The sequence below is a fragment of the Caldimonas mangrovi genome, assembly GCF_023721835.1.
GTDB classification, from domain to species: domain Bacteria; phylum Pseudomonadota; class Gammaproteobacteria; order Burkholderiales; family Burkholderiaceae_C; genus Caldimonas; species Caldimonas mangrovi.
Genome location: NZ_JAMKFE010000013.1, coordinates 38,203 through 60,032 on the forward strand (window position 1 = coordinate 38,203; position 21,830 = coordinate 60,032).

Annotated in this window: 21 protein-coding genes; 7 read left to right on the plus strand and 14 right to left on the minus strand. The window is 67.6% G+C overall.

What is annotated here, in order from left to right; all coding sequences use genetic code 11:
- Positions 1-235: 235 nt before the first annotated feature.
- The 9 genes from M8A51_RS18965 to M8A51_RS19005 all read right to left on the minus strand — a co-directional run bounded on the left by M8A51_RS18965 (position 236) and on the right by M8A51_RS19005 (position 8,445).
- Positions 236-916, minus strand: coding sequence for an OmpW/AlkL family protein (locus tag M8A51_RS18965; RefSeq protein WP_251780098.1), 681 nt, complete (start codon positions 914-916; stop codon positions 236-238).
- A gap of 21 nt (positions 917-937) precedes the next feature.
- Positions 938-2,323, minus strand: a complete 1,386-nt coding sequence (locus tag M8A51_RS18970; RefSeq protein WP_251780099.1) for an alpha/beta hydrolase family protein — start codon at positions 2,321-2,323, stop codon at positions 938-940.
- Positions 2,324-2,425: 102 nt separating this feature from the next.
- Positions 2,426-3,010, minus strand: a complete 585-nt coding sequence (locus M8A51_RS18975) for a dihydrofolate reductase family protein (protein ID WP_251780100.1) — start codon at positions 3,008-3,010, stop codon at positions 2,426-2,428.
- 82 nt (positions 3,011-3,092) lie between these two features.
- Positions 3,093-3,800, minus strand: coding sequence for a helix-turn-helix transcriptional regulator (locus M8A51_RS18980; protein ID WP_251780101.1), 708 nt, complete (start codon positions 3,798-3,800; stop codon positions 3,093-3,095).
- Positions 3,787-4,062, minus strand: a complete 276-nt coding sequence (locus tag M8A51_RS18985) for a TfoX/Sxy family protein (RefSeq protein WP_251780102.1) — start codon at positions 4,060-4,062, stop codon at positions 3,787-3,789. Before M8A51_RS18985 ends, M8A51_RS18980 begins: the two co-directional genes overlap by 14 nt.
- Positions 4,063-4,085: 23 nt before the next feature.
- Positions 4,086-4,475, minus strand: coding sequence for a VOC family protein (locus M8A51_RS18990; RefSeq protein ID WP_251780103.1), 390 nt, complete (start codon positions 4,473-4,475; stop codon positions 4,086-4,088).
- Positions 4,476-4,598: 123 nt separating this feature from the next.
- Positions 4,599-6,077: an AAA family ATPase gene (locus M8A51_RS18995; protein ID WP_251780104.1), complete on the minus strand. Its 1,479-nt coding sequence runs from the start codon at positions 6,075-6,077 to the stop codon at positions 4,599-4,601.
- Positions 6,078-6,179: 102 nt separating this feature from the next.
- A complete protein-coding gene (glpK, locus tag M8A51_RS19000) occupies positions 6,180-7,673 on the minus strand; it encodes a glycerol kinase GlpK (RefSeq protein ID WP_251780105.1) in 1,494 nt (497 codons plus the stop codon).
- A gap of 10 nt (positions 7,674-7,683) precedes the next feature.
- The gene (locus M8A51_RS19005; protein ID WP_251780106.1) at positions 7,684-8,445 is read right to left on the minus strand and encodes a DeoR/GlpR family DNA-binding transcription regulator; all 762 of its coding nucleotides are present in this window, start codon (positions 8,443-8,445) and stop codon (positions 7,684-7,686) included.
- Positions 8,446-8,807: 362 nt separating this feature from the next.
- Here M8A51_RS19005 and glpD point away from each other — a divergent pair, with 362 nt between their 5' ends.
- From glpD to M8A51_RS19040, 7 genes are all read left to right on the plus strand, one after another.
- Positions 8,808-10,430, plus strand: coding sequence for a glycerol-3-phosphate dehydrogenase (gene glpD / locus M8A51_RS19010; protein WP_251780218.1), 1,623 nt, complete (start codon positions 8,808-8,810; stop codon positions 10,428-10,430).
- A gap of 32 nt (positions 10,431-10,462) precedes the next feature.
- Positions 10,463-11,530 carry an ABC transporter ATP-binding protein gene (locus tag M8A51_RS19015; RefSeq protein WP_251780107.1) on the plus strand — a complete coding sequence of 356 codons (1,068 nt, stop codon included), beginning with the start codon at positions 10,463-10,465 and terminating at the stop codon, positions 11,528-11,530.
- 2 nt (positions 11,531-11,532) lie between these two features.
- The gene (locus tag M8A51_RS19020) at positions 11,533-12,630 is read left to right on the plus strand and encodes an ABC transporter ATP-binding protein (RefSeq protein WP_251780108.1); all 1,098 of its coding nucleotides are present in this window, start codon (positions 11,533-11,535) and stop codon (positions 12,628-12,630) included.
- Positions 12,631-12,652: 22 nt separating this feature from the next.
- Positions 12,653-13,537: a carbohydrate ABC transporter permease gene (locus tag M8A51_RS19025; protein ID WP_251780109.1), complete on the plus strand. Its 885-nt coding sequence runs from the start codon at positions 12,653-12,655 to the stop codon at positions 13,535-13,537.
- Positions 13,530-14,420, plus strand: a complete 891-nt coding sequence (locus M8A51_RS19030) for a carbohydrate ABC transporter permease (RefSeq protein ID WP_251780110.1) — start codon at positions 13,530-13,532, stop codon at positions 14,418-14,420. The genes M8A51_RS19025 and M8A51_RS19030 overlap by 8 nt, the downstream gene beginning before the upstream one ends.
- A gap of 21 nt (positions 14,421-14,441) precedes the next feature.
- Positions 14,442-14,750: a DUF2160 domain-containing protein gene (locus M8A51_RS19035; RefSeq protein WP_251780111.1), complete on the plus strand. Its 309-nt coding sequence runs from the start codon at positions 14,442-14,444 to the stop codon at positions 14,748-14,750.
- An 89-nt stretch (positions 14,751-14,839) separates the two neighbouring features.
- On the plus strand, positions 14,840-16,573 hold the full coding sequence (locus M8A51_RS19040) for an ABC transporter substrate-binding protein (protein ID WP_251780112.1): 1,734 nt from the start codon (positions 14,840-14,842) through the stop codon (positions 16,571-16,573).
- A 99-nt stretch (positions 16,574-16,672) separates the two neighbouring features.
- Here the strand turns inward: M8A51_RS19040 and M8A51_RS19045 are convergent, their stop codons facing one another.
- From M8A51_RS19045 to M8A51_RS19065, 5 genes are all read right to left on the minus strand, one after another.
- Positions 16,673-17,188, minus strand: a complete 516-nt coding sequence (locus M8A51_RS19045; protein WP_251780113.1) for a pyridoxamine 5'-phosphate oxidase family protein — start codon at positions 17,186-17,188, stop codon at positions 16,673-16,675.
- Positions 17,189-17,430: 242 nt separating this feature from the next.
- Positions 17,431-17,619 carry a CsbD family protein gene (locus M8A51_RS19050; protein WP_251780114.1) on the minus strand — a complete coding sequence of 63 codons (189 nt, stop codon included), beginning with the start codon at positions 17,617-17,619 and terminating at the stop codon, positions 17,431-17,433.
- A 130-nt stretch (positions 17,620-17,749) separates the two neighbouring features.
- Positions 17,750-19,030, minus strand: a complete 1,281-nt coding sequence (gene glcF / locus M8A51_RS19055) for a glycolate oxidase subunit GlcF (protein ID WP_251780115.1) — start codon at positions 19,028-19,030, stop codon at positions 17,750-17,752.
- Positions 19,031-19,046: 16 nt separating this feature from the next.
- Complete coding sequence (gene glcE, locus M8A51_RS19060) at positions 19,047-20,141, minus strand: glycolate oxidase subunit GlcE (RefSeq protein ID WP_251780116.1); 1,095 nt, start codon at positions 20,139-20,141, stop codon at positions 19,047-19,049.
- Between the two features lie 31 nt (positions 20,142-20,172).
- Complete coding sequence (locus M8A51_RS19065) at positions 20,173-21,702, minus strand: FAD-linked oxidase C-terminal domain-containing protein (protein WP_251780117.1); 1,530 nt, start codon at positions 21,700-21,702, stop codon at positions 20,173-20,175.
- Between the last annotated feature and the right edge of the window lie 128 nt (positions 21,703-21,830).

Consider the following 21,830-nt stretch of genomic DNA (forward strand, 5'->3'; position numbering starts at 1 on the left):
ACGGTATTTGCGGCCACCGCGCGTGCATGGGGGCGCCCACGGCGGCCGTGTACCTCGAAAACATCGACAGCGTGCCAGCAGGCTTGAGGGTGGAGCGGACCCGCAGGCCTGAAGACGTGACGAATGTCTCGGTGATGTACCTGCCCGGCAAAAAAAGAGCCCGGGCAAGGCGAACCTTTGACCGGGCGAGGGCAGGAGGCCGGCGCCACCGGCCTCGGAGGAAAAGCTGGAGCGCCTAGAAGGCGTAACCGACCGACATCGTGAACACCACGGGCCGGAAGTCGATCGTCGTGCGGCGCACGATGGTGTCTCCGTCGGCCGTCGTGGTCGTGGCCTTCAGGTCGCTCTTCACCTTGGCAGCGGCCACCGTGGCATTCAGCGACCACTTGTCGGTCAGCGCGTAGCTGGCACCCACCTGGGCGGCCAGGCCCCACGAGTCGGACAGCTTCAGCTTGGTGGGGCCGCCGCTGGCCCAGTTGCCGGCGGTGGTGCTCTTGGTGTCGGTGAAGCGGGTGTAGTTGATGCCGATGCCGACGAAGGGGCGCAGCTTGTCGCCGGCGCTGCCGAAGCGGTAGTTCGCGAACAGGGTCGGCGCCACCTGCTTGGACGACGAGATCTGGCCGAAACCTTCGAGCGAGCCGCGGCCGTGGACCTTGTGCTTGGGCGGAATGCCGAGCGCGAGGTCGATGCCCCAGTGGTCGTCGAAATAGCGCTGGTAGCCGAAGATCAGGGTCTTCGCGTCGTCGACATCCAGCCGCGCGTCGGGCGGGGTCGATGGCCCTTCGAGCGCATCGGCCTTGGAGTTGATGTTGATGTAGGCGCCACCGATGTAGACCATCTGGCTTTGCGCGTGGGCGGCGGTGCCGGCGAGGCCGCACAGGGCCGCCGCCAGCAGGGCGGGCAGGAATTGCTTCATGAGTTCTCCGCGAGAAGCGCTTTACAGGCCGAGTTGGAGGACTTGCTGGAAGTAGCCCCGAATCAGCGCGTTGCAGAACGGCGGCACCAGCGCGCCGTGGTATTGGGCTTGCACTTCGGCACCGGCCTGGGTTTTGCGTGCCTGGAAGCCGCCGTAGATCGCGTCGCCGGTGGCGCCGGCCGGCAGGGTGGCCCGGGTTTCCAGGTCGAAGGCCGGGACCGCCGCCTGCGCCGGCAGGCGCGAATTCAGGTCGGCCTGCATCGCCGTGGTGTTGACCGCATAAAACACCGTCGGGTCCTGCGCGCCGCCGCACATCGCCACCGGGCGCGTTGGTGTCCAGCCGAGCAGCGTGTTGCGCGCCAGGCCCTGGCGGAACCCGTTGTTCTCGTTGCTCAGGAAGTCCTGCCGGTAGCTGTCGGTGAGCAGCCCGCCGGTGCCGAACAGCAGCGTGAAGGTCGGGTCAGCCGGCAACCGGCCTTCGGCGATCAGCGTCGCGAGCGGCGTGTCGGTCGGAAACAGCCTTTCGGCGGTGGCGGCGTAGGGGCTCTGGTAGGCCTCGGTCGGGGAACCGTAAACGTTGCCGTACGAGCGCTGGTATGACGTCAGCAGCATCGGCGTGAAGATGGTGGCACCGGCATTGATCGGCCCGGACCCGTTGACGACCATGCCGAAGGCCAGCAGGTTGTAGGGCCCGGACATCGGGCCCGACGCCGTCACCGTGAATTCGCTCGCGTAGTGGGTCTGGATCTCGCGATGGGTGGCCATCGCGACGTGGCCGCCTTGCGAGTAGCCGGTGATGAGCAACTGCGCCGACGGCTTGACTGCGCTCTCGGCATTCAGGTGGGCCTTCGCGGCACGCAGCCCGTCGATCATGTCGACGGCCTGGGCCTGGGCGTTGAGATAAGGGTGCCAGGTCAGGCTGGAACGGTCGTAGCCGAGGTAGTTGGGAGCCACGACGATGAAACCCTGGGCGGCGTACATCGCCATCATCAGGCTGGCTTCCTGGTCGGTCTGCACGTCGGCCATGTTCTTCGAGCGTGCGGTGGTCGTGCCGTGGGCATACAGCACCACCGGGCGCTCGCCCTGGCAGGCAGCGCCGTCGCCGCTGGGCACCAGCACGCCGGCCGACGCGGTGGCGGGTTCGCCGGCCGGGTCGCGGGTCACGTACATCACATAGCGGACGTCGACGTCGCACTGCGCGGCGCCCGACAGGGGCTGCAGCCCGCTGGCCTGGGTGCCGGCATCGATCTGCGCGATGGTGGCGTGGCCGGCCAGCGTGGACGCAAGGATCTCACCGCGCTCGGACGGCGGGTCGTCGTCGCCCCCGCCGCCGCCGCAGGCAGCCAGGAGCAGGGAGGCGGAGAGCGCAGCCGCAAGCGCGGGCGAGCGTAGGCGTGAGACGTGCATGGGGTCCTTTCTTCAAAAACGAACGAACGTTCGTGTTTCGAGGGCCGGACTATAGGGAAGGCTGTCGCAGCCGTGACAGACGGGGAAACCCTTTCCCTGCGTTCACGGGGAAGGGTTGAAACCTGTTGACCCGGCCGACGGGATTTGCCAGGCAGCCCGGAGCAGGTAGCTTGCCTGCGTAAGACCACCGGCGTAGCCGGTGCAACGCTGCAGCCGCCACGACGCGCCGGCGCCGGCGCGCGGCGCGAACACCGGTACGCCCCCGCCGAGCGCGACCGGCACGGTGCTCAGCACCAGCTCGTGCAGCAGCTCGGCGTCGAGGAAGGCACGTGCCACCTCGCTGCCGCCAACGAGAAAGACGTGGCGCCGCCCGAGCGAGCGCCACAGCGCATGCAGCTGTGAAGGCGTGGCGGCGGTGACTTCGGTATCCGGCGGCAGTGCGCCAAGATCGCGCTGCCGCGTCATCACCCAGCAAGGCTTGCCTGCGTAGGGCCAGTCGCCCAGCGCCCGGCAAGCCTCGTAGGTGCGCCGGCCCATCACGACCGCGTCGACACTGTCGTAGAAGGCGCGGTAGCCGTAGTCTTCGCCGCCGGACGGGTCCACGGGCGGCAGCCAGTCGAGTTCGCCGTCGGGACCGGCGATGTGGCCATCGAGCGAAGCGGCCACGAAGTAGGTGATGCGTGTCATGTTGAAGGCGAATCGGAAAGAGTAGAACGTTTGCCGCAAACGTTGCAAGCACGAGAACTCGTAGAGTCCCCGGGGGCGGTGCTCAGGCCCTCAGGCAGCGCTCGTACTCCTCCGCTTCCGCCTCGGATTTGCGGAACAGATCGGCCAGCGTGCGGCCCGGCTCGTCGTGGAAGCGTTCGTTCAGCGGTTCGGTCTCGCGGATGCGGTCGACGCGGAAACTGCGGAAGTCCTCGCGGGCTTCGCACCATGCGCCGAGCGTCCACACCTTGCCCCAGTAGAAGCAGCCGAGCGGGCGGATCACGCGTTGCGTGACGCTGCCTTTGAGGTCTTCGTAGTCGATGCGCAGCTTCACGCGCGCCTCGATCGATTCGCGCAGTCGTGCAAGCCGGTCGAGCGTGGCCGGATTGCCGACCGGCGGCGCGTACAGCGCGATGCTCTCGGCCGCGACGCGCGCGGCGGCGGGCAGCACCGTCATGATCTTGCCGAGCGCCGCTTCGGCCTGGCGCGCCAGCGCCGGATCGAGCCAGCCTTGCGCCAACCGCACCGCTGCGGCGAGCGACTGCGCTTCCTGGCTCGTGAACATCATCGGCGGCAGGTCGTAACCGGCGCGCATGCGGTAGCCGACACCCGCCTCGCCTTCGATCGGTACGCCCTGCGACTGCAGGTCGACGATGTCGCGGTAGACCGTGCGCTCGGACACCTCGAGCCGGCCTGCCAGCCAGGCGGCCGTGCTCAGCCGCCGGCCGCGCACCAGCTGCACGATCTCGAACAGGCGTTCAGCGCGGCGCATGACCCATCTCGTCGAGTTGCAGCAACAGCTCGGTGCGGCGCTCCTGCTGGATTTCGCGCCACGGCCGGCCTTCCTGCGCGCCTACCAGCGCGTAGAGCATGTTCACGCTCGTGGCAGGCCAGGCGGCGCGCAGGCGGACGTACAGCTCGAGCGCGTCCGCCTGCCGCAGTTGCTCGGCGGTGTGCACGCCCACGCGCCCGAGCACCTCGGCGCTTCTCGGGCCCAGGTTCTTCAGCGTACGAAGTGGGGCGGGTGCATGCATCGTCAGCTCCTGCTTCAGGGGGCTCAGTTCATCGCATGCAGGCCGACCCGGTTGCCTTCCGGGTCGAGGATGTGTGCGAAGTAGCCGTGGCCGCCACCGATTTCGGTGCGCGGGATCGCAATCTTGCCCCCGGCGCGCTCGACGCGCGAGAGCACCGCGTCGAGCGAGGGCTCGGCGTTGAGGTAGACCACCGTGCCGCCTTCGACGCCGGGCACCGCGCCTTCGCCCTGCGCCAGGCAGCCGCCGACGCCTTGCGACGGGTCGCTCGGGAACATCGCCATCTTGTACTCGCCCATGTCGTTGCGTTGCAACGGGGCTTCGAGCATCGCTTCGTAGAACTGCTGGGCGCGGCCGATGTCGCGGGTCGGAATTTCGAACCAGTTGACGGCGTTGCGTTGGGTCTGTTGTGCCATGGTGAGCTCCTTGAGGGGTTGAGGGAGCCGTCATGGTGCGCGGCGGCTCCTGACAGCGTGGTGGCAGGAGCGTGACAAGAGGGAGAAGCTTCCATGCGCCGCCACGGCGGCGGCGCGCTGCCGTCAATCGGCCTTCACGGTGCGATCGGCCGCCCAGGCACGCAGCGCTTCGATCTTCTCCGCCATCACCACCGACAGCGGTCGGGTGCGGTCGACTTCGGCCTCGATCAGTGTGTCACTGAGCGGCACGCGTTGCGCGTGCGCTTCGTACAACGCGCAGATCACCGCCTGCTCGATCTCGGCGCCCGAATAGCCTTGCGTGCGCGCGGCCAGGCGCGGAAGATCGAAGTGCGACGGGTCCTGCTCACGCTTGGCGAGGTGGATGCGCGCGATCTCCTGCCGCGCGGGGCCGTCGGGCAGGTCGACGAAGAAGATCTCGTCCATGCGACCCTTGCGTACCAGCTCCGGCGGCAGGCGTTCGATGTCGTTCGATGTGGCAACGATGAACACCCGGCTCTTGCGCTCGGCCATCCATGTCAGCAGCGTGCCGAGCACGCGGCGCGATTCGCCGTTGTCGCTGTGGTCGCTGGTCGACAGGCATTTCTCGATCTCGTCGATCCACAGCACGCACGGCGCCATCGAGTCGGCGGCCTTCAGCGCTTCGCGCAGGTTGCGTTCGGTCTCGCCCAGCCACTTGTTGTAAAGCGCGCCGAAGTCGAGCCGCATCAGCGGCACGCCCCAGGTGCCGGCCACGGCCTTGGCAGCCAGGCTCTTGCCGCAGCCTTGCACGCCGAGCAGCATGATGCCCTTGGGTACATCCAGCCCTTGCGCTCCCGCTTCGTCGAGGAAGGGCGCGCGGCGGCGGTCGAGCCAGCGCTTCAGGGCCGCGAGACCGGCGACATCGGCGAACTCGGCGGTGTCGAGCTCGAACGAAAGCGAGCTGTCGCGGCTGAGGATCTGCTGTTTCTGGTTGATCACCCGCGGCAGGTCGTTGCCGTCGAGCACGCCGTCATGCTCGATCGCATGGCGGATCAAGCGGCGCACGTCGGGCTCGGCCAGCCCGCGCAGCAGTCGCAGCAGCATCTGCAGCGCTTCCTGTTGGCCCTGCAGGCGCTTGGGCGCGTGGCGTGTCTGCCACGACTGCACCTCTTCCTGGAAGATGCGCTGGATGCCGGTCTCGTCGGGCAGCGACAGCGCGAAACGCACGGTCAGCTTGTCGAGCTCTGGCGGCACCTCGGTGCGGTGGCTCATCAGCACTAGCGTGCGCGGCACGCGGTCGTAGTCGGCAGCGATCTCCTTCAGCAGCCGCACGTGCAGCGGGTCGTTCAGGAAGGGGTGGAAATCGAGCAACGCATAAACGCCGGGCTGGCGCACGTTGCCGACATGGCGCAATGCAGGGGCCGGGTCTTGCGTGGAGGCGAATGCGATCTGGGTCTGCAGCGGCTTCCAGCCGGTGGTGACCGACCAGGTGTGCACCGGCAATTGCCGTCGCGACGCGCAGCGCGCCAGCAGGTTCACGGCGCGTTGTTCCTCATGCGTCTCGATCGCGATGATCGGGAAGCGCGAGGCGATCAGCAGTTCCAGGTCGTGCTCGTCTTTCATGGCGCGGCGAGTCGGTGTGGTCGTCCGTCACCGCGCATCGACGGATGCGCCGTGGCCCCCTCCGAGAGGCGGGCCAATTTAGCACAGGGGAACGCCCGGTCGTTATTCGAGCGTGGCCTGCCTGACCGCATGCTCCCAGCGCTGCATCAGCTCCTCGGCGCGGCCGCGTGGCATCGTCGGCATGAAGCGCCGCTCCACCTGCCACTGATCGCTCAATTCGTCGAGGCTCCGGTAGACGCCGCAGCTCAAGCCGGCCAGGTAGGCGGCGCCGAGCGCGGTGGTCTCGATCACTTTCGGCCGCACCACCGGAATGCCCAGCAGGTCGGCCTGGAACTGCATCAGCAGATTGTTGACGCAGGCGCCGCCGTCAACGCGCAGCTCGGCCACCGGCGAGCCGCCGGCGGCCACGGCATCGCGGCTCATGGCCTGCAGCAGTGCCGCGCTCTGGAAGGCGATCGATTCGAGCGCTGCGCGTGCGATGTGCGCGGCGCCGCTGCCGCGCGTCAGGCCGACGATGGTGCCGCTGGCATTGGGCTTCCAGTACGGCGCGCCCAGGCCGGTGAAGGCCGGCACGAACATCACGCCGCCGGAGTCGGGCACCGACTCGGCCAGCGACTCGACCTCGCTCGACGCCTTGATCGCGCGCAGCCCGTCGCGCAGCCACTGCACCACCGCGCCGCCGATGAAGATGCTGCCTTCCTGCGCGAACTCGGGTGTCGCCGTCGGCTGCGCGGCCGACGTGGTGACCAGCCCGTTGGTCGACAGCTTGGTGCGTGTACCGGTGTGCATCAGCATGAAGCAGCCGGTGCCATAGGTGTTCTTCGCCAGGCCCGCGCTGAAGCAGGCCTGCCCGAACAGCGCCGATTGCTGGTCGCCCGCGATGCCGCCGATGCGCAGGCTTTTGCCCAGCAGGTGCGCATCCGTCTCGCCGTAGACGTGTGCCGACGGATGCACCTCGGGCAGCAGGCTGCGCGGGATGCGCAGTGCGGCCAGCAGCTCGTCGTCCCACCGGTTGCGGTGGATGTCGAACAGCATCGTGCGCGAGGCGTTGGTCACGTCGGTCACGTGCAGCCGTGCGCCTGTGAGCTGCCACACCAGCCAGGTGTCGACGTTGCCGAAGGCCAGTTCGCCGCGTTCGGCGCGCTCGCGCACGCCGGGCACGTGGTCGAGGATCCACTGGATCTTGGTGCCGGAGAAATAGGCGTCGATCACCAGGCCGGTCTTTTCGCGCACCAGCGGCTCCAGCCCCTGCCCGCGCAGCGCAGCGCAGATCGGTTCGGCCCGGCGGTCCTGCCAGACGATCGCGTTGTAGACCGGTTCGCCGGTCTTGCGGTCCCACAGCAGCGTGGTCTCGCGCTGGTTGGTGATGCCCAGCGCGGCCATGTCGGCGGCGGCGAGCCCGGCTTTCACCAGCACCTCACGCGCCGTCTCCAACTGGCTGCTCCAGATTTCGCGCGGGTCGTGCTCGACCCAGCCGGGCTGCGGATAGATCTGGCGGAACTCACGCTGCGACATCGCGACGATGTTGCCCTGTGCGTCGAAGACGATGCTGCGGGAGCTGGAGGTGCCTTGGTCGAGGGCGAGCAGATAAGTCATTTCATGGTCCTCATGCCACTTCGCACTGAACGCCGGCCTCGGCCAGCAGCTGCGGATAGGGCTCGGGCGGCGGCGTGTCGGTGAACAGCATGTCGAGTTCTCCGACATGTGCCAGTTCCACCATCGCAGGCCGGTTGAACTTGCTGTGGTCGACCGCCAGCCACACTTCGCGGGCGTGCTCGATGATCGCGCGCGACACCTTCACCTCGCGGAAGTCGAAGTCGCGCAGCGAGCCGTCGGCCTCGATGCCCGAGATGCCGATCAGCGCGATGTCGACCTTGAACTGCCGAATGAAGTCGACCGTGGCTTCGCCGACGATGCCACGGTCGCGCGCGCGCACCACGCCGCCGGCGACGATCACCTCGCAGTCGGGGTTGTCGGTCAGGATGGCCGCGACGTTGAGGTTGTTGGTGATCACGCGCAGGCCCCGGTGGCGCAGCAGCTCGCGCGCGATCGCCTCGGTGGTGGTGCCGATATTGAGGATCAGCGAGCAGCCGTCCGGCACCGCCTTGGCCACCGCGCGCGCAATGCGCTGCTTGGCGTCGGCGTTGAGGTTCTGCCGCTGCCGGTAGGCAATGTTCTCCACCGTCGAGCTCGGCACCCGCACGCCGCCATGGAAGCGCGCCAGCAGCCCCGCCTCGGCCAGCATCTTCACGTCGCGTCGCACCGTCTGCAGCGTGACGCCGAAGCGCTCGGCCAGCGCCTCCACCGACAGTGCACCCTTGGCGCGCACTTCCTCGAGCAGCTCGGCTTGGCGGGGGTTGGGTGACATCGGGATGGTTGTGCGAATAGCGAAGCGCGGGTTGTAGCCTATTTTTCGTTTCGCGCCGCGGCGAACCTTAAGCGAACCAAAACGAAAACAAATTAGGGTTTGCCATGCATTGCTTTCTGCGCGTTCGTGGGCTAAAACGAAAAAAGAAAGACGCAAACGAACAAAAACGAACACCAAGGATCGCTGGTTGCTCGTTTGCGGCTCAACGACACGACCACGCCCCTGAGCGTACGGCCCGCCCCATCGAGTGGCGCCACGGATCCGGCTTCGCCGGTCCGTCGGTGCCGCCCCTTGAGGGGCGCGCGTAGCGCGTAGGGGTGGGTCTCACCCCCAGGAGCCACGAGGTGACCGAGCCTCTTGCCATGCATGCCCGCGCAAACGCGTCGGCTGCCGGACCTGCCGCCGACGCGAGCTGCGACGTGCTTGTCGTCGGCGGCGGCATCAATGGTGCCGGCATCGCACGCGACCTCGCGGGCCGCGGCCTGCGCGTCGTGCTGTGCGAGAAGGACGATCTCGCGCAGCACACCTCGTCGTCGTCGACCAAGCTGATCCACGGCGGCCTGCGCTACCTCGAGTACTACGAGTTCTCTCTGGTGCGCAAGGCACTCATCGAGCGCGAGGTGCTGCTCAAGAGCGCCCCGCACATCATGTGGCCGCTGCGTTTCGTGATGCCGCACGACCGCTCGCTGCGCCCGGTGTGGATGATCCGCGCGGGCCTGTTCCTCTACGACCACCTGGCGCGCCGCGAGGTGCTGCCGGGCTCGGCCACCGTCGACCTGCGCATGCACGAGGCGGGCGAGCCGCTGAAACCCGTCTACACCAAGGGCTTCGTCTATTCGGACGGCTGGGTCGACGACGCACGCCTGGTGGTGCTGAACCTGCTCGACGCGCAGCAGCGCGGCGCACGCATCCACACGCGCACGCGCTGCATCGAGGCACGGCGCGGCACGACCGGATGGCAGGCGGTGCTCGAAGGGCCCGGCGGCGAGCACACCAAGGTCACCGCCCGCGTGCTGGTCAATGCAGCCGGCCCCTGGACCGAGCAGTTCCTGCGCGAGCAGGCGCACCAGCGCGGCACCAAGGGACTGCGGCTGGTCAAGGGCAGTCACATCGTGGTGAAGAAGATGTTCGACCACCCGATGGCCTACATCTTCCAGAACCCCGACAAGCGCATCATCTTTGCGATCCCCTATGAGCAGGACTACACGCTGATCGGCACGACCGACGTCGAGCACCATGGCGCCGTCGGCGAGGCGCGCATCGACGACAGCGAGATCGGCTACCTGTGCGAGCAGGCCAGCCGCTACTTCGCCAAGCCGGTGCGGCGCGAGGACGTCGTCTGGACGTATTCCGGCGTGCGCCCGCTGCTCGACGACGCATCGGGCGACCCGTCGGCCGTGACGCGCGACTACCTGCTCGACGTCAGCACCCAGCAGTCGAACGAAGACGGCAGCAAGCGGCCCGCGGCACCGCTGCTGTCGGTGTGGGGCGGCAAGATCACGACCTTCCGCAAGCTGGCCGAGGAGGCCGCGGACCTGCTGTGTCCGGTGCTGAACCATCCGTCGATCGGCTGGACGGCCGGAGAGTTGCTGCCGGGCGGCGACCTGAGCGCCTACATCGGCGCGCCGCAGCGCCCCGATGTCGATTTCGAGCGCTTCGACCAGGCGCTCGGCCAGCGTCATCCGTGGCTGCCGCCGGTGCTGCGGCGGCGCCTGGCGCGCAACTACGGCGGCCGCATCGACCTGATCGTGGGCCGTGCGCAGCGGCTGTCGGACCTGGGCGAGGAGATCGCCCCCCACCTGCACGAAGCCGAACTGCACTACCTGAGCCAGCACGAATGGGCGCGCACCGGCGACGACGTGCTGTGGCGGCGCACCAAGCTCGGCCTGCACATGAGCGCGAGCCAGCGCGAGGCGGTGTCGCGCTGGTTCGAACGTGCACACGAACCGACGCAACCGGCCACGCTGGCCGCTGGCGTCCGCTAGAACGCGAGAGATGAGAGAGCGATGGAGACGACATGCAACTGATGCTTGAGCGCATCGAACAGCAGGTGGGTGCACAGACCCATCTCTACCCGATGGACCTGGCGCTGCAGCCTGGCGCTGTCACCGTGCTGCTGGGCGCGACGCAGGCCGGCAAGACCAGCCTGATGCGCGTGATGGCCGGGCTCGATGCGCCCAGCAAGGGCCGGGTGCGGGTCGACGGGCGCGATGTCACCGGCACCCCGGTGCGCCAGCGCAACGTCGCGATGGTCTACCAGCAGTTCATCAACTACCCGTCGATGAGGGTGTACGACAACATTGCCTCGCCGATGAAGCTGCGCGGCGAGATCAACGTCGCGCCGCAGGTGCAGGCGCTGGCCGAGAAGCTGCACATCGACCCCTTCCTGCAGCGTTACCCGGCCGAGTTGTCCGGCGGGCAGCAGCAGCGGGTCGCGCTGGCCCGTGCACTGGCGAAGAAGGCGCCGCTGATGCTGCTCGACGAGCCGCTGGTGAACCTGGACTACAAGCTGCGCGAGGAACTGCGCGAGGAACTGACCCACCTGTTCGCCACCGGCGACTCGACCGTGGTGTACGCCACCACCGAGCCGACCGAAGCCTTGCTGCTCGGCGGCTATACCGCCGTGATGGACGCCGGCGAACTGCTGCAGTACGGGCCCACGGCCGAGGTGTTCCACCGGCCGAAGTCGATCCGCGTGGCGCGTGCCTTCAGCGACCCGCCGATGAACCTGGTGGCCGGCGAGGCCACCACCATCGGCGTGCAGCTGCCGGCCAATGTGCAGGTGTCGGTACCGCTGCCGGCCCCGGGCTCGAGCAAGCTGACGATCGGCGTGCGTGCCAGTGCCTTGCGAGTCCATCCGCGTGAAGGTGACGTGGCGCTGCCTGGCAAGGTGGAACTGGCCGAGATCTCCGGCTCCGACACCTTCGTGCACGTCGACACTGCGGTGGGCGAGCTGGTCGCGCAACTCACCGGCGTGCACTACTTCGATCTCGGTGCGTCGGTGACGCTGTACATGCACCCGACGCAGGTCTACGTGTTCGACGAGGCGGGCCAGTTGCTGGTCGCGCCGACCCGGGGAGCCTGACCATGGCCCGCATCGACCTCGACCTCGCCCATTCGTACAAGACCGACCCGCAGCGCGACGAAGACTATGCGCTGCTGCCTTTGAAGATGAGCTTTCGCGACGGCGGCGCCTATGCGCTGCTGGGTCCGTCGGGCTGCGGCAAGACCACCTTGCTGAACATCATCTCCGGCCTGCTGCAGCCGTCGCACGGCACGGTCAGCTTCGGCGACCGCGACGTCACGCGCCTGAGCCCGCAGCAGCGCAACATCGCGCAGGTGTTCCAGTTCCCGGTCGTCTACGACACGATGACGGTGGCCCAGAACCTGGCCTTCCCGCTGCGCAACCGCGGCGTCGCGCCCGAGCGCATCAAGCAGCGCGTCGGCCAGATCGCCGAGATGCTGGAGATGAGCGGCCAGCTCGACCAGCGTGCGGCCGGCCTGGCGGCCGACGCGAAGCAGAAGATTTCGCTCGGCCGGGGCCTGGTCCGCGAAGACGTGTCGGCCGTGCTGTTCGACGAACCGCTGACGGTCATCGACCCGCACCTGAAGTGGCAGCTGCGCCGCAAGCTCAAGCAGATCCATCACGAGCTGAAGCTCACGCTGGTGTATGTCACACACGATCAGGTCGAGGCGCTGACCTTCGCCGACGAGGTGGTCGTGATGACGCGGGGCAAGGCCGTGCAGGTGGGGTCGGCCGACCAGTTGTTCGAGCGGCCCGAGCACACCTTCGTCGGTCACTTCATCGGCTCGCCGGGCATGAACTTCCTGCCGGCCCGCTACACCGAAGGCCGGCTGCAGATCGGCGCCTTGAGCGTGGCGGTGCCCGAGAACCGCGCGGAGGCACTGCAGCAGGCGCAGGAGCTGACGCTGGGCGTGCGGCCCGAGTACGTCGCGCCGGCGGCAGCCGGCGATGCGCATGCCGTGCCGGTGCAGATCACGCAGGCGCAGGACATCGGCACGCACTGGCTGGTCACCGGCCGCGTCGGCGACGGCGCACAGGCCGCGACGATCAAGGCCCGCCTGACGCCCGAGCGACCGGCCCCTCGGGTCGGCGACACGGTGTGGTGGTCGGTCGTCGGCGCCCACACCTGCTTCTACAAGAACGACCTGCGCATCGCCTGATGCGCCGCGACGGAGACCAACGATGAAACCCATCAACCAGAAGGCCTGGCTGCTCGTGCTGCCGGTCTTCATCTGCGTGGCCTTCTCGGCCGTGCTGCCGCTGATGACGGTGGTGAACTATTCGGTGCAGGACATCATCTCGCCGGAGCGGCGCGTGTTCGTCGGCACCGAATGGTTCGCGATGGTGATGCGCGACGAGGAGCTGCATGCCGCGCTGTGGCGCCAGCTGACCTTCTCGCTGGCGGTGCTGGCGGTCGAGATTCCGCTCGGCATCGCGCTGGCGCTGTCGATGCCGGCCCAGGGCTGGAAGGCGTCGCTGGTGCTGGTGCTGGTGGCGCTGTCGCTGCTGATCCCTTGGAACGTGGTCGGCACCATCTGGCAGATCTACGGGCGCACCGACATCGGCCTGCTCGGCGCGACGCTGGCCAAGTTCGGCGTGGACTACAGCTACACCGGCAATGCGACCGACGCGTGGATCACCGTGCTCGTGATGGACGTGTGGCACTGGACGCCGCTGGTGGCGCTGCTGGCCTTCGCCGGCCTGCGGTCGATCCCCGACGCGTACTACCAGGCGGCGCGCATCGACGGTGCGTCGAAGTTCGCGGTGTTCCGCTACATCCAGCTGCCCAAGATGCGTGGCGTGCTGATGATCGCGGTGCTGCTGCGCTTCATGGACAGCTTCATGATCTACACCGAGCCGTTCGTGCTTACCGGCGGTGGCCCGGGCAATGCCACGACCTTCCTCAGCCAGTACCTGACGCAGAAGGCCGTTGGCCAGTTCGATCTCGGGCCCGCCGCCGCCTTCTCGCTGATCTATTTCCTCATCATCCTGCTGCTGTGCTTCATCCTCTACAACTGGATGCAGCGTGTCGGCACCCAGAACCCCCAGGAGGCCGGCCATGCCTGAACTCGTCGCCGACCCGTCGCAACCCGGCGCCGCTGCGCCGGTCGTTCGCCAACCCGCACGACAGGAGGCCAAGGTGGGCACCGCCTTCCGCAAGCGCACGCTGTTCCTCGTCGCCTATCTGCTGTTCGCCATCCTGCCGATCTACTGGATGGTCAACATGTCGTTCAAGACGAACAACGAGATCCTGAGCGGCTTCACGTTGTGGCCGCACGAGTTCACGCTGGCGAACTACGTGCGCATCTTCACCGACGAGTCCTGGTACTCGGGCTACATCAACTCGCTGATCTACGTGGCGATCAACACCGTGATCTCGGTGTGCGTCGCCCTGCCGGCCGCCTATGCGTTCTCGCGCTACCGCTTCCTCGGCGACAAGCACGTGTTCTTCTGGCTGCTGACCAATCGCATGACACCGGCAGCGGTGTTCCTGCTGCCGTACTTCCAGCTCTACACGACGCTGGGATTGATGGACACGCACCTCGCGGTGGCGCTGGCGCACCTGGTGTTCAACGTGCCGCTGGCGGTGTGGATCCTCGAAGGCTTCATGAGCGGCATCCCGCGCGAGATCGACGAGACGGCCTACATCGACGGCTATTCGTTCCCGAAGTTCTTCTTCAAGATCTTCCTGCCGCTGATCAAGGCCGGTGTCGGCGTGGCGGCGTTCTTCTGCTTCATGTTCAGCTGGGTCGAGCTGCTGATGGCGCGCACGCTGACCAGCGTGAACGCCAAGCCCATCGTTGCGACGATGACACGCACGGTCTCGGCCTCCGGCATGGACTGGGCGCTGCTGGCCGCTGCCGGCGTGCTGACCATCGTGCCGGGCGCCATCGTGATCTGGTTCGTGCGCCACTACATCGCGAAGGGGTTCGCGATGGGCCGCGTGTGATCTGGACAAGGAGTCGATGAAATGTTTGATTGGATGGTCTGGACACTGCCGGTGGCGGTATTTTTCACCTGCATCGCACTGATGCTGGCCGGCATGACGGTCTGGGAGATCAAGTCGCCGACGACGTCGCGCAAGGGCTTTCTGCCGATCGAAACCACGCGCGGCGACCGCCTGTTCATCGGGCTGCTGACGGCGGCCTACATCAACCTGGCCTGGGTGGGCCTGGCCGAACACGTGATGGAGTGGTTCTCCCTGGAAGAGGAGCCCTCGGTGTGGGTCAGCTTCGTGTTTTCGATGGCCGTTCTCGCATTCGTCATGCGCAAAGGCTGACGAGGATCTCCAGAATTCGGGCCGGAGCTTCCCGCGGCCTGTGTTCTTTTGTGCGCACCGGGAAGAACTATTCTCATGAGGAGACTTCAATGAAGCAGCGCTTGAGCGCAGTGGCCTTTGCCGCGATGGCCCTGGCGATCGGCCAGCAGGCCTGGGCGGGCGAGGCCGAGGCGAAGAAGTGGATCGACAGCGAATTCCAGCCGTCGACCCTGAGCAAGGACCAGCAGATGGCCGAGATGAAGTGGTTCATCGACGCCGCCAAGAAGCTGCAGGCCAAGGGCGTGAAGGAGATCTCGGTCGTTTCCGAGACCATCACCACGCACGAGTACGAGGCCAAGACCCTGGCCCGGGCTTTCACCGAGATCACCGGCATCACCGTCAAGCACGACCTGATCCAGGAAGGCGACGTGGTCGAGAAGCTGCAGACCTCGATGCAGTCGGGCCGTTCGATCTACGACGGCTGGATCAGCGACTCCGACCTGATCGGCACGCACTACCGCTACGGCAAGATCCTGCCGCTGTCCGACTACATGAAGGGCGCCGGCAAGGACTACACCAACCCCGGGCTGGACCTCAAGGACTTCATCGGCACCAGCTTCACGACGGCGCCGGACGGCAAGCTCTATCAGCTGCCCGACCAGCAGTTCGCCAACCTGTACTGGTTCCGCGCCGACCTGTTCGAGCGCAAGGACCTGCAGGACAAGTTCAAGGCCAAGTACGGCTATGACCTCGGCGTGCCGCTGAACTGGAGCGCCTACGAGGACATCGCCGACTTCTTCACCAATGACGTGAAGCAGATCGACGGCAAGCCGATCTACGGCCACATGGACTACGGCAAGAAGGACCCGTCGCTCGGCTGGCGCTTCACCGACGCCTGGCTGTCGATGGCCGGTACCGCCGACAAGGGCATCCCGAACGGCCTGCCGGTCGACGAATGGGGCATCCGCGTCGCCGAAGACAAGTGCACGCCGGTCGGCGCCTCGGTGCAGCGCGGCGGCGCCACCAACTCGCCCGCGGCCGTCTATGCACTGACCAAGTACATCGACTGGATGAAGAAGTACGCGCCCAAGGAAGCCATGGGCATGACCTTCGGCGAAGCCGGCCCGGTGCCGGCCCAGGGCCAGATCGCGCAGCAGATCTTCTGGTACACCGCCTTCACCGCCGACATGACCAAGCCGGGCCTGCCGGTGGTCAACGCCGACGGGACGCCGAAGTGGCGCATGGCGCCCGGTCCCAACGGCCCGTACTGGAAGCAGGGCATGCAGAACGGCTACCAGGACGTCGGTTCGTGGACCTTCTTCAAGGACCACGATGCGAACCGCACCGCCGCCGCCTGGCTGTACGCGCAGTTCGTGACGGCGAAGACCGTGTCGCTGAAGAAGACCGTCGTCGGCCTGACCCCGATCCGCGAGAGCGACATCCAGTCGAAGGCCATGACCGACATGGCGCCCAAGCTCGGCGGCCTGGTTGAGTTCTATCGCAGCCCGGCCCGCGTGGCGTGGACGCCGACCGGCGGCAACGTGCCTGACTACCCGAAGCTGGCACAGCTGTGGTGGAAGAACGTGGCCACCGCGGTGACTGGCGAAAAGACGCCGCAGGCCGCGATGGACAACCTGGCCGAAGAGATGGACCAGGTGATGGCCCGCCTGGAGCGCGCCGGCATGGAACACTGCCCGCCCAAGCTCAACAAGAAGCAGTCGGCCGACAAATGGCTGAGCGACAAGGGCGCACCGTGGAAGAAGCTGGCGAACGAGAAACCGCAAGGCCAGACCATCGCCTACGACAAGCTGCTCGCCGCCTGGCGTGCCGGCCGCGAGCGTTGAGCGCGGGCGCGTAAATCCGTTGTGACTCGGCCCCGCGGTGTCCCGGCGGGGACCTTGAGCCGCACGCTGTCACGAGCAGTGTGCGGCTTTTTCTTCGGCTCAATGCGGCCGCAGGGGGACTTCGCGATGCTCACCCAGGTCCAGGGGACGCTGGCCGGTCGCGGCGGCCTTGGCCATCTTGAACAGCTGGGTCATCTTGCTCGCCGTCACATCCCAGTATTCGGCGTGATCGATGTGGACGGCGAGCAGACCGACATTGGCGTCGCCCGGTCCGTTCGGGAACCAGGCCTCGTTCGCAGTCGACCACAGCTCCTGCTTCCTGGCCGGGTCGTCGACGAAGCGACCGTAGCCTGCAATCGAGACATAGCAGTCCTTGTGCGGGTCGGCGTACGAGACATTGATGGCGCCATCGTCCTTCAGGTCCATTGCCGGTTCGGTGTCGAGCGCGACGAAGAACCACAGGATCGCGCCCTCGTCGATGGAGCGGTTCTGCGTCGTCATCGGGCGGGAGCGCAACTGGCCATCGGTGTGGCGGGTGGTCAGCATGCCGTAGCGAATGTCGCGGATCATCTCCCACAGCCGCTGCTGGGGAGAGGCGTCGTGATGCAGGGTCATCAAAGGTCTCCAGGGTAGATGCCGGCCGCTACAGCATCGGCGGCGGCATCGTGGGCGGCTCGTGGATCGGCACCGGGTTGTCGGGCGGAGGCGGATCCTCGATGTCCGGTGCCGCAGGCTCCGGGCCTGGTGGCACCTCCACCGGCGGCGGCGGGGGCGGCGGCACGGAAGGCGGCGGCGGCTCGGTATGGGCGCGCGCCGCGCCTTCGGAAGCGATGAGCGATGTCACTCGGTGCGCCCGGTCAATGGCGGCGGTCGAAGGCGTCCTTCACCCGCTCCTTGGCATCACCGTAATCACCCTGCACGTCGCCCGCGGTTTTCTGCACGCGGCCCTTGGCTTCCAGACGTTCACTGTCGATCGCCCGGCCGGTGACTTCCTTCACCTTGCCCTTGGCCTGCTCGGTGCGTCCCTTGACTTGGTCTCGGTTCATGGTGAGTCCTTTCTGCAATGTAGAAACGACGGGGCCTTCCCCGACAGCTCCACTTTGCATGCGGACGCCATGTCACGCCTGTCGGCCGGGCCCGCCGGCCCGCGTAGGACAAATCCCGACCGGGCGGCCTTCAGGTCAGGGCGTCGTCCAGTACCTCCACCCAGTGCCGCACCGGCGTGGTGGTCCCGGTCCGCAGGTGCTGGATGCAGCCGATGTTGGCCGAGACGATGGTCTGCGCCTCCAGCGGCGCCAGATGCGACAGTTTGCGGTCGCGCAGCTGGTACGCGAGCTCGGGCTGCAGCACCGAATAGGTTCCCGCCGAGCCGCAGCACAGGTGCGCCTCGCCCGCGGCCAGCTGCACGTCGAAGCCGAGCTCGCGCAGGCCGGCCTCGACGCCGCCGCGCAGCTGCTGCCCATGCTGCAAGGTGCAGGGCGGGTGGAACGCCAGGCGTTTCCTGGGGGCGGCTGAGGAGGCCGCACCCTCTGCCCGTTCCTTGGCCGCGCGGGGAAGGGCCAGGCGAGGCTTGAGTTTCGGTACCAGTTCCGGCAGCAGCTCGGAAAGGTCCTTGGTCAACTCGCTGATGCGTCGGGCTTGCTCGGCGTACTGCGGGTCGTGTTGCAGGTGGTGGCCGTATTCCTTCACTGTGACACCGCAGCCGGAGGCGTTCATCACGATCGCCTCGACCTCGCCGCGCACGACCAGCGGCCACCACGCATCGATGTTGCGGCGCATGTCGGCCAGCCCGCCGTCATGGTCGTTCAAATGGGCGCGGATCGCGCCGCAGCAGCCGGCGCCGTCGGCGACCACGGTCTGGATGCCCGCGGCGTCGAGCACGCGCGCGGTGGCGCTGTTGATGTTGGGCATCATGGCCGGCTGCACGCAGCCGGTCAGCATCAGCACCTTGCGGTCGTGCCGGCGCGTGGGCCACTGGTGGGCCCGGGCCGAGCGGTCTTTCGGCGGCACCTTGTGCTTCAGCCTGGCCGGCAGCAGCGGCCGCACCAGCTGGCCGAGCTTCATCGCCGGGCCGAACAGCGGTGAGGTCAGGCCTTCCTTGAGCGCCGCGCGCACCAGGCGCTCGCCAGCCGGCCGCTCGACGCGTTCCTCGACGATCTGGCGGCCGATGTCGACCAGTGCGCCGTACTGCACCCCGGAAGGGCAGGTCGACTCGCAGTTGCGGCAGGTCAGGCAGCGGTCCAGGTGCAGCTGCGTGCTGCGCGTCACCGGTTGACCCTCGAGCACCTGCTTCATCAGGTAGATGCGCCCGCGCGGGCCGTCGAGTTCGTCGCCGAGCAGTTGGTAGGTCGGGCACGTGGCGGTGCAGAAGCCGCAGTGCACGCACTTGCGCAGGATGGCTTCGGCCTCGCGGCCTTCCGGCGTGTCCTGGAATTCGGGGGCGAGATGGGTTTGCATGTCTCGGTCGTCCGGGTCATAGGCCCGGGTAGAGGCGGCCGGGGTTGAAGATGCCGGCCGGGTCGAAGGCCTTTTTCAGCTCGCGGTGGATGCGATCCAGCGGTGCGCCCAACGGCGCGAAGCTGCCGGCACTGCGGTCACGCCCGTAGAACTGCGTGGCGTGGCCGCCGGCCTGGCGTGCGGCCTCGCGCATCGTGCCCGCCGGCATGGTGGTGCACAACCAGCGTTGCGCGCCGCCCCATTCGATCAGTTGTTCGCCGGACAGTTGCAGCGGTTTTGCCGTGGACGCCACCGACAGCCGCCACAAGCTGCCGCCGGCATCGACGGCCGCCTTGGCCTTGGCGAAGAATTCGTCGGTGTGATGGCGCAGGCCCTGCCAGAAGTCGTCGGCCTGAGGGGCGGCGATCGGCTCGCCGCCCAGCCACTGCATGGCGGCGTCGACAGCCGCCGCCGCGCCGCGCAGCCGCAGCACCAGCATGCCGTCCCACCAGGCGCTCGCATTGATCGGCAGCGGCCTGCCGCCCCATTCGTTGAGCCGCTGGATCGCGGTGGCCTGGTCCATCTCGAAGCGCACGGTCGCCGTCGCAGGCGCTGTCGGCAGCACCTTCAGCGACACCTCGAGGATCGCGCCCAGCGAACCGAGCGAGCCGGCGAGCAGGCGCGAGACGTCGTAGCCTGCGACGTTTTTCATCACCTGGCCACCGAAGCTGAGCACTTCGCCTTTGCCGTTCAGCAGCGTTGCGCCGAGCATGTAGTCGCGTACCGCGCCGACCGCCGCACGCGATGGGCCCGAAAGGCCGGCGGCGACCATGCCGCCGACGGTGCTTCCTGGCGCGAAGTGCGGGGGCTCGAAGGGCAGGCACTGGCCTTTGTCCGCCAGCACCGCCTCGAGTTCGGCAAGCGGGGTGCCGCAGCGGGCGGTGATCACCAGTTCGCTCGGCTCGTAGCTGGTAATGCCCCGGAAGGGCCGAACGTCGAGGGCGGCGGCCGCGTCGACGGGGTTGCCGTAGAAGGGTTTGGTGCCGCCTGCCTGGATACGCAGTGGGGTGCCGGTTGCGGTGGCGGACCTGATCCGGTCGACCAGGGGATCCAGTTCGGGGTGATTCGTCACGGGGTGGCCCTTGCTGTGCGACGTCATCACGTCAGAACCGCGGAATGTCCGCAAACGCCATCAAGCCCTTGCGCACCACCATCTTCCCGTACTCCGCGCAGCGATTCAGCGTGGGCACCACTTTCCCGGGATTCAGCAGCTCGAGCGGATCGAACGCCCGCTTCACCCCCCGCATCTGCTCCAGCTCCTCGGGCGTGAACTGCACGCACATCGAACTCAGCTTCTCGACACCGACCCCATGCTCGCCGGTGATGGTGCCACCGAGCGCAACGCTGGTTTCCAGAATGTCGGCGCCGAACAATTCGCAGCGGTGCAGCTGGTCGGCGTCGTTGGCGTCGAACAGGATCAGCGGATGCAGGTTGCCGTCTCCCGCGTGGAACACGTTGGCACAGCGCAGCCCGTACTTCTTCTCCATCTCGCCGATCGCGATCAGGATGTCGGCCAGCCGCTTGCGCGGGATCGTCGAATCCATGCACATGTAATCGGGGCTGATGCGCCCGCTGGCAGGAAAGGCGTTCTTGCGCCCGCTCCAGAACTTCAGCCGCTGGGCTTCGTCGCGGCTCACTTCGACACGGGTGGCGCCTGCACCGACGAGCACGTCGACCATACGACCGATCTCCTCGTTCACCTCCTCGGGCGTGCCGTCGCTCTCGCACAGCAGAATCGCCTCGGCACCGAGGTCGTAGCCGGCCTGCACGAAATCCTCGACGGCGGCCGTCATCGGCTTGTCCATCATCTCCAGCCCGGCCGGGATGATGCCGGCAGCGATGACATTGGCCACCGCGTCGCCGGCTTTGCGGATGTCGTCGAAGCTGGCCATGATGCAGCGCGCCAGCTGCGGTTTCGGCACCAGCTTCACGGTGACCTCGGTCACCACGCCCAGCATGCCCTCGCTGCCGACGAACAGCGCCAGCAGGTCCAGGCCCGGCGCGTCGAGTGCGTCGCCACCGAGTTCCAGCGGCTCGCCTTCGACCGTGTAGCCGCGCACCTTCGACACGTTGTGCACCGTCAGGCCGTACTTCAGGCAGTGCACGCCGCCCGAGTTCTCGGCGACGTTGCCGCCGATCGTGCAGGCGATCTGGCTGCTCGGGTCGGGCGCGTAGTACAGGCCGTAGGGTGCCGCAGCCTCGCTGATCGCCAGGTTGCGCACGCCGCCTTGAACGACGGCGGTGCGTGCATACGGGTCGACCTTGAGGATCCGGTTGAACTTGGCCAGGCTGAGGGTCACGCCGAGGCGGTGCGGCAGGGCGCCGCCGCTCAAGCCGGTGCCGGCGCCGCGCGCCACCACGGGCACGCGCAAGGCATGGCAGGCCCGCAGCACGGCGGCCACCTGGGCTTCGGTCTCGGGCAACGCCACCACGAGCGGTTGCTCCCGGTAGGCGGTCAAGCCGTCGCACTCATACGGCACGGTGTCCTCGCGCCGCCACAGCAGCGCATGGGCGGGCAGCACGGCCGACAACGCGGCCACGACAGCCGCTTGCCGTTCCCGGCGCCCGGGCTCGGCGGCCGCGGCATCACCGGGCCCGGACAGCGCCGCGGCGGGCGGCAGGGGGGCATTCATCGTGGGGTCTCCTCATCGGCCGCCGGTCTCGGCCAGCGGCATCTCGAATCGGTCGCACTGTAATGCGCGCAAGCTGAGACCGGGCTGAAGATGTGCCCCGTGCGACGTCATGTCGGTTTTGACCTGGG

Excerpts from the sequence above, each read along its gene's own strand:
- M8A51_RS19015 (WP_251780107.1), top strand. The coding sequence starts at position 10,463 with ATGCAACTGATGCTTGAGCGCATCGAACAGCAGGTGGGTGCACAGACC.
- M8A51_RS19005 (WP_251780106.1), bottom strand. The coding sequence starts at position 8,445 with ATGTCACCCAACCCCCGCCAAGCCGAGCTGCTCGAGGAAGTGCGCGCC.
- M8A51_RS19030 (WP_251780110.1), top strand. The coding sequence starts at position 13,530 with ATGCCTGAACTCGTCGCCGACCCGTCGCAACCCGGCGCCGCTGCGCCG.
- M8A51_RS18990 (WP_251780103.1), bottom strand. The coding sequence starts at position 4,475 with ATGGCACAACAGACCCAACGCAACGCCGTCAACTGGTTCGAAATTCCG.
- glpD (WP_251780218.1), top strand. The coding sequence starts at position 8,808 with ATGCATGCCCGCGCAAACGCGTCGGCTGCCGGACCTGCCGCCGACGCG.
- M8A51_RS18975 (WP_251780100.1), bottom strand. The coding sequence starts at position 3,010 with ATGACACGCATCACCTACTTCGTGGCCGCTTCGCTCGATGGCCACATC.
- M8A51_RS18985 (WP_251780102.1), bottom strand. The coding sequence starts at position 4,062 with ATGCATGCACCCGCCCCACTTCGTACGCTGAAGAACCTGGGCCCGAGA.
- M8A51_RS19025 (WP_251780109.1), top strand. The coding sequence starts at position 12,653 with ATGAAACCCATCAACCAGAAGGCCTGGCTGCTCGTGCTGCCGGTCTTC.
- M8A51_RS19040 (WP_251780112.1), top strand. The coding sequence starts at position 14,840 with ATGAAGCAGCGCTTGAGCGCAGTGGCCTTTGCCGCGATGGCCCTGGCG.
- M8A51_RS19050 (WP_251780114.1), bottom strand. The coding sequence starts at position 17,619 with ATGAACCGAGACCAAGTCAAGGGACGCACCGAGCAGGCCAAGGGCAAG.
- M8A51_RS19020 (WP_251780108.1), top strand. The coding sequence starts at position 11,533 with ATGGCCCGCATCGACCTCGACCTCGCCCATTCGTACAAGACCGACCCG.
- glpK (WP_251780105.1), bottom strand. The coding sequence starts at position 7,673 with ATGACTTATCTGCTCGCCCTCGACCAAGGCACCTCCAGCTCCCGCAGC.
- M8A51_RS18995 (WP_251780104.1), bottom strand. The coding sequence starts at position 6,077 with ATGAAAGACGAGCACGACCTGGAACTGCTGATCGCCTCGCGCTTCCCG.
- M8A51_RS19045 (WP_251780113.1), bottom strand. The coding sequence starts at position 17,188 with ATGACCCTGCATCACGACGCCTCTCCCCAGCAGCGGCTGTGGGAGATG.
- M8A51_RS19035 (WP_251780111.1), top strand. The coding sequence starts at position 14,442 with ATGTTTGATTGGATGGTCTGGACACTGCCGGTGGCGGTATTTTTCACC.
- M8A51_RS18965 (WP_251780098.1), bottom strand. The coding sequence starts at position 916 with ATGAAGCAATTCCTGCCCGCCCTGCTGGCGGCGGCCCTGTGCGGCCTC.
- M8A51_RS19065 (WP_251780117.1), bottom strand. The coding sequence starts at position 21,702 with ATGAATGCCCCCCTGCCGCCCGCCGCGGCGCTGTCCGGGCCCGGTGAT.
- M8A51_RS18970 (WP_251780099.1), bottom strand. The coding sequence starts at position 2,323 with ATGCACGTCTCACGCCTACGCTCGCCCGCGCTTGCGGCTGCGCTCTCC.
- glcF (WP_251780115.1), bottom strand. The coding sequence starts at position 19,030 with ATGCAAACCCATCTCGCCCCCGAATTCCAGGACACGCCGGAAGGCCGC.
- M8A51_RS18980 (WP_251780101.1), bottom strand. The coding sequence starts at position 3,800 with ATGCGCCGCGCTGAACGCCTGTTCGAGATCGTGCAGCTGGTGCGCGGC.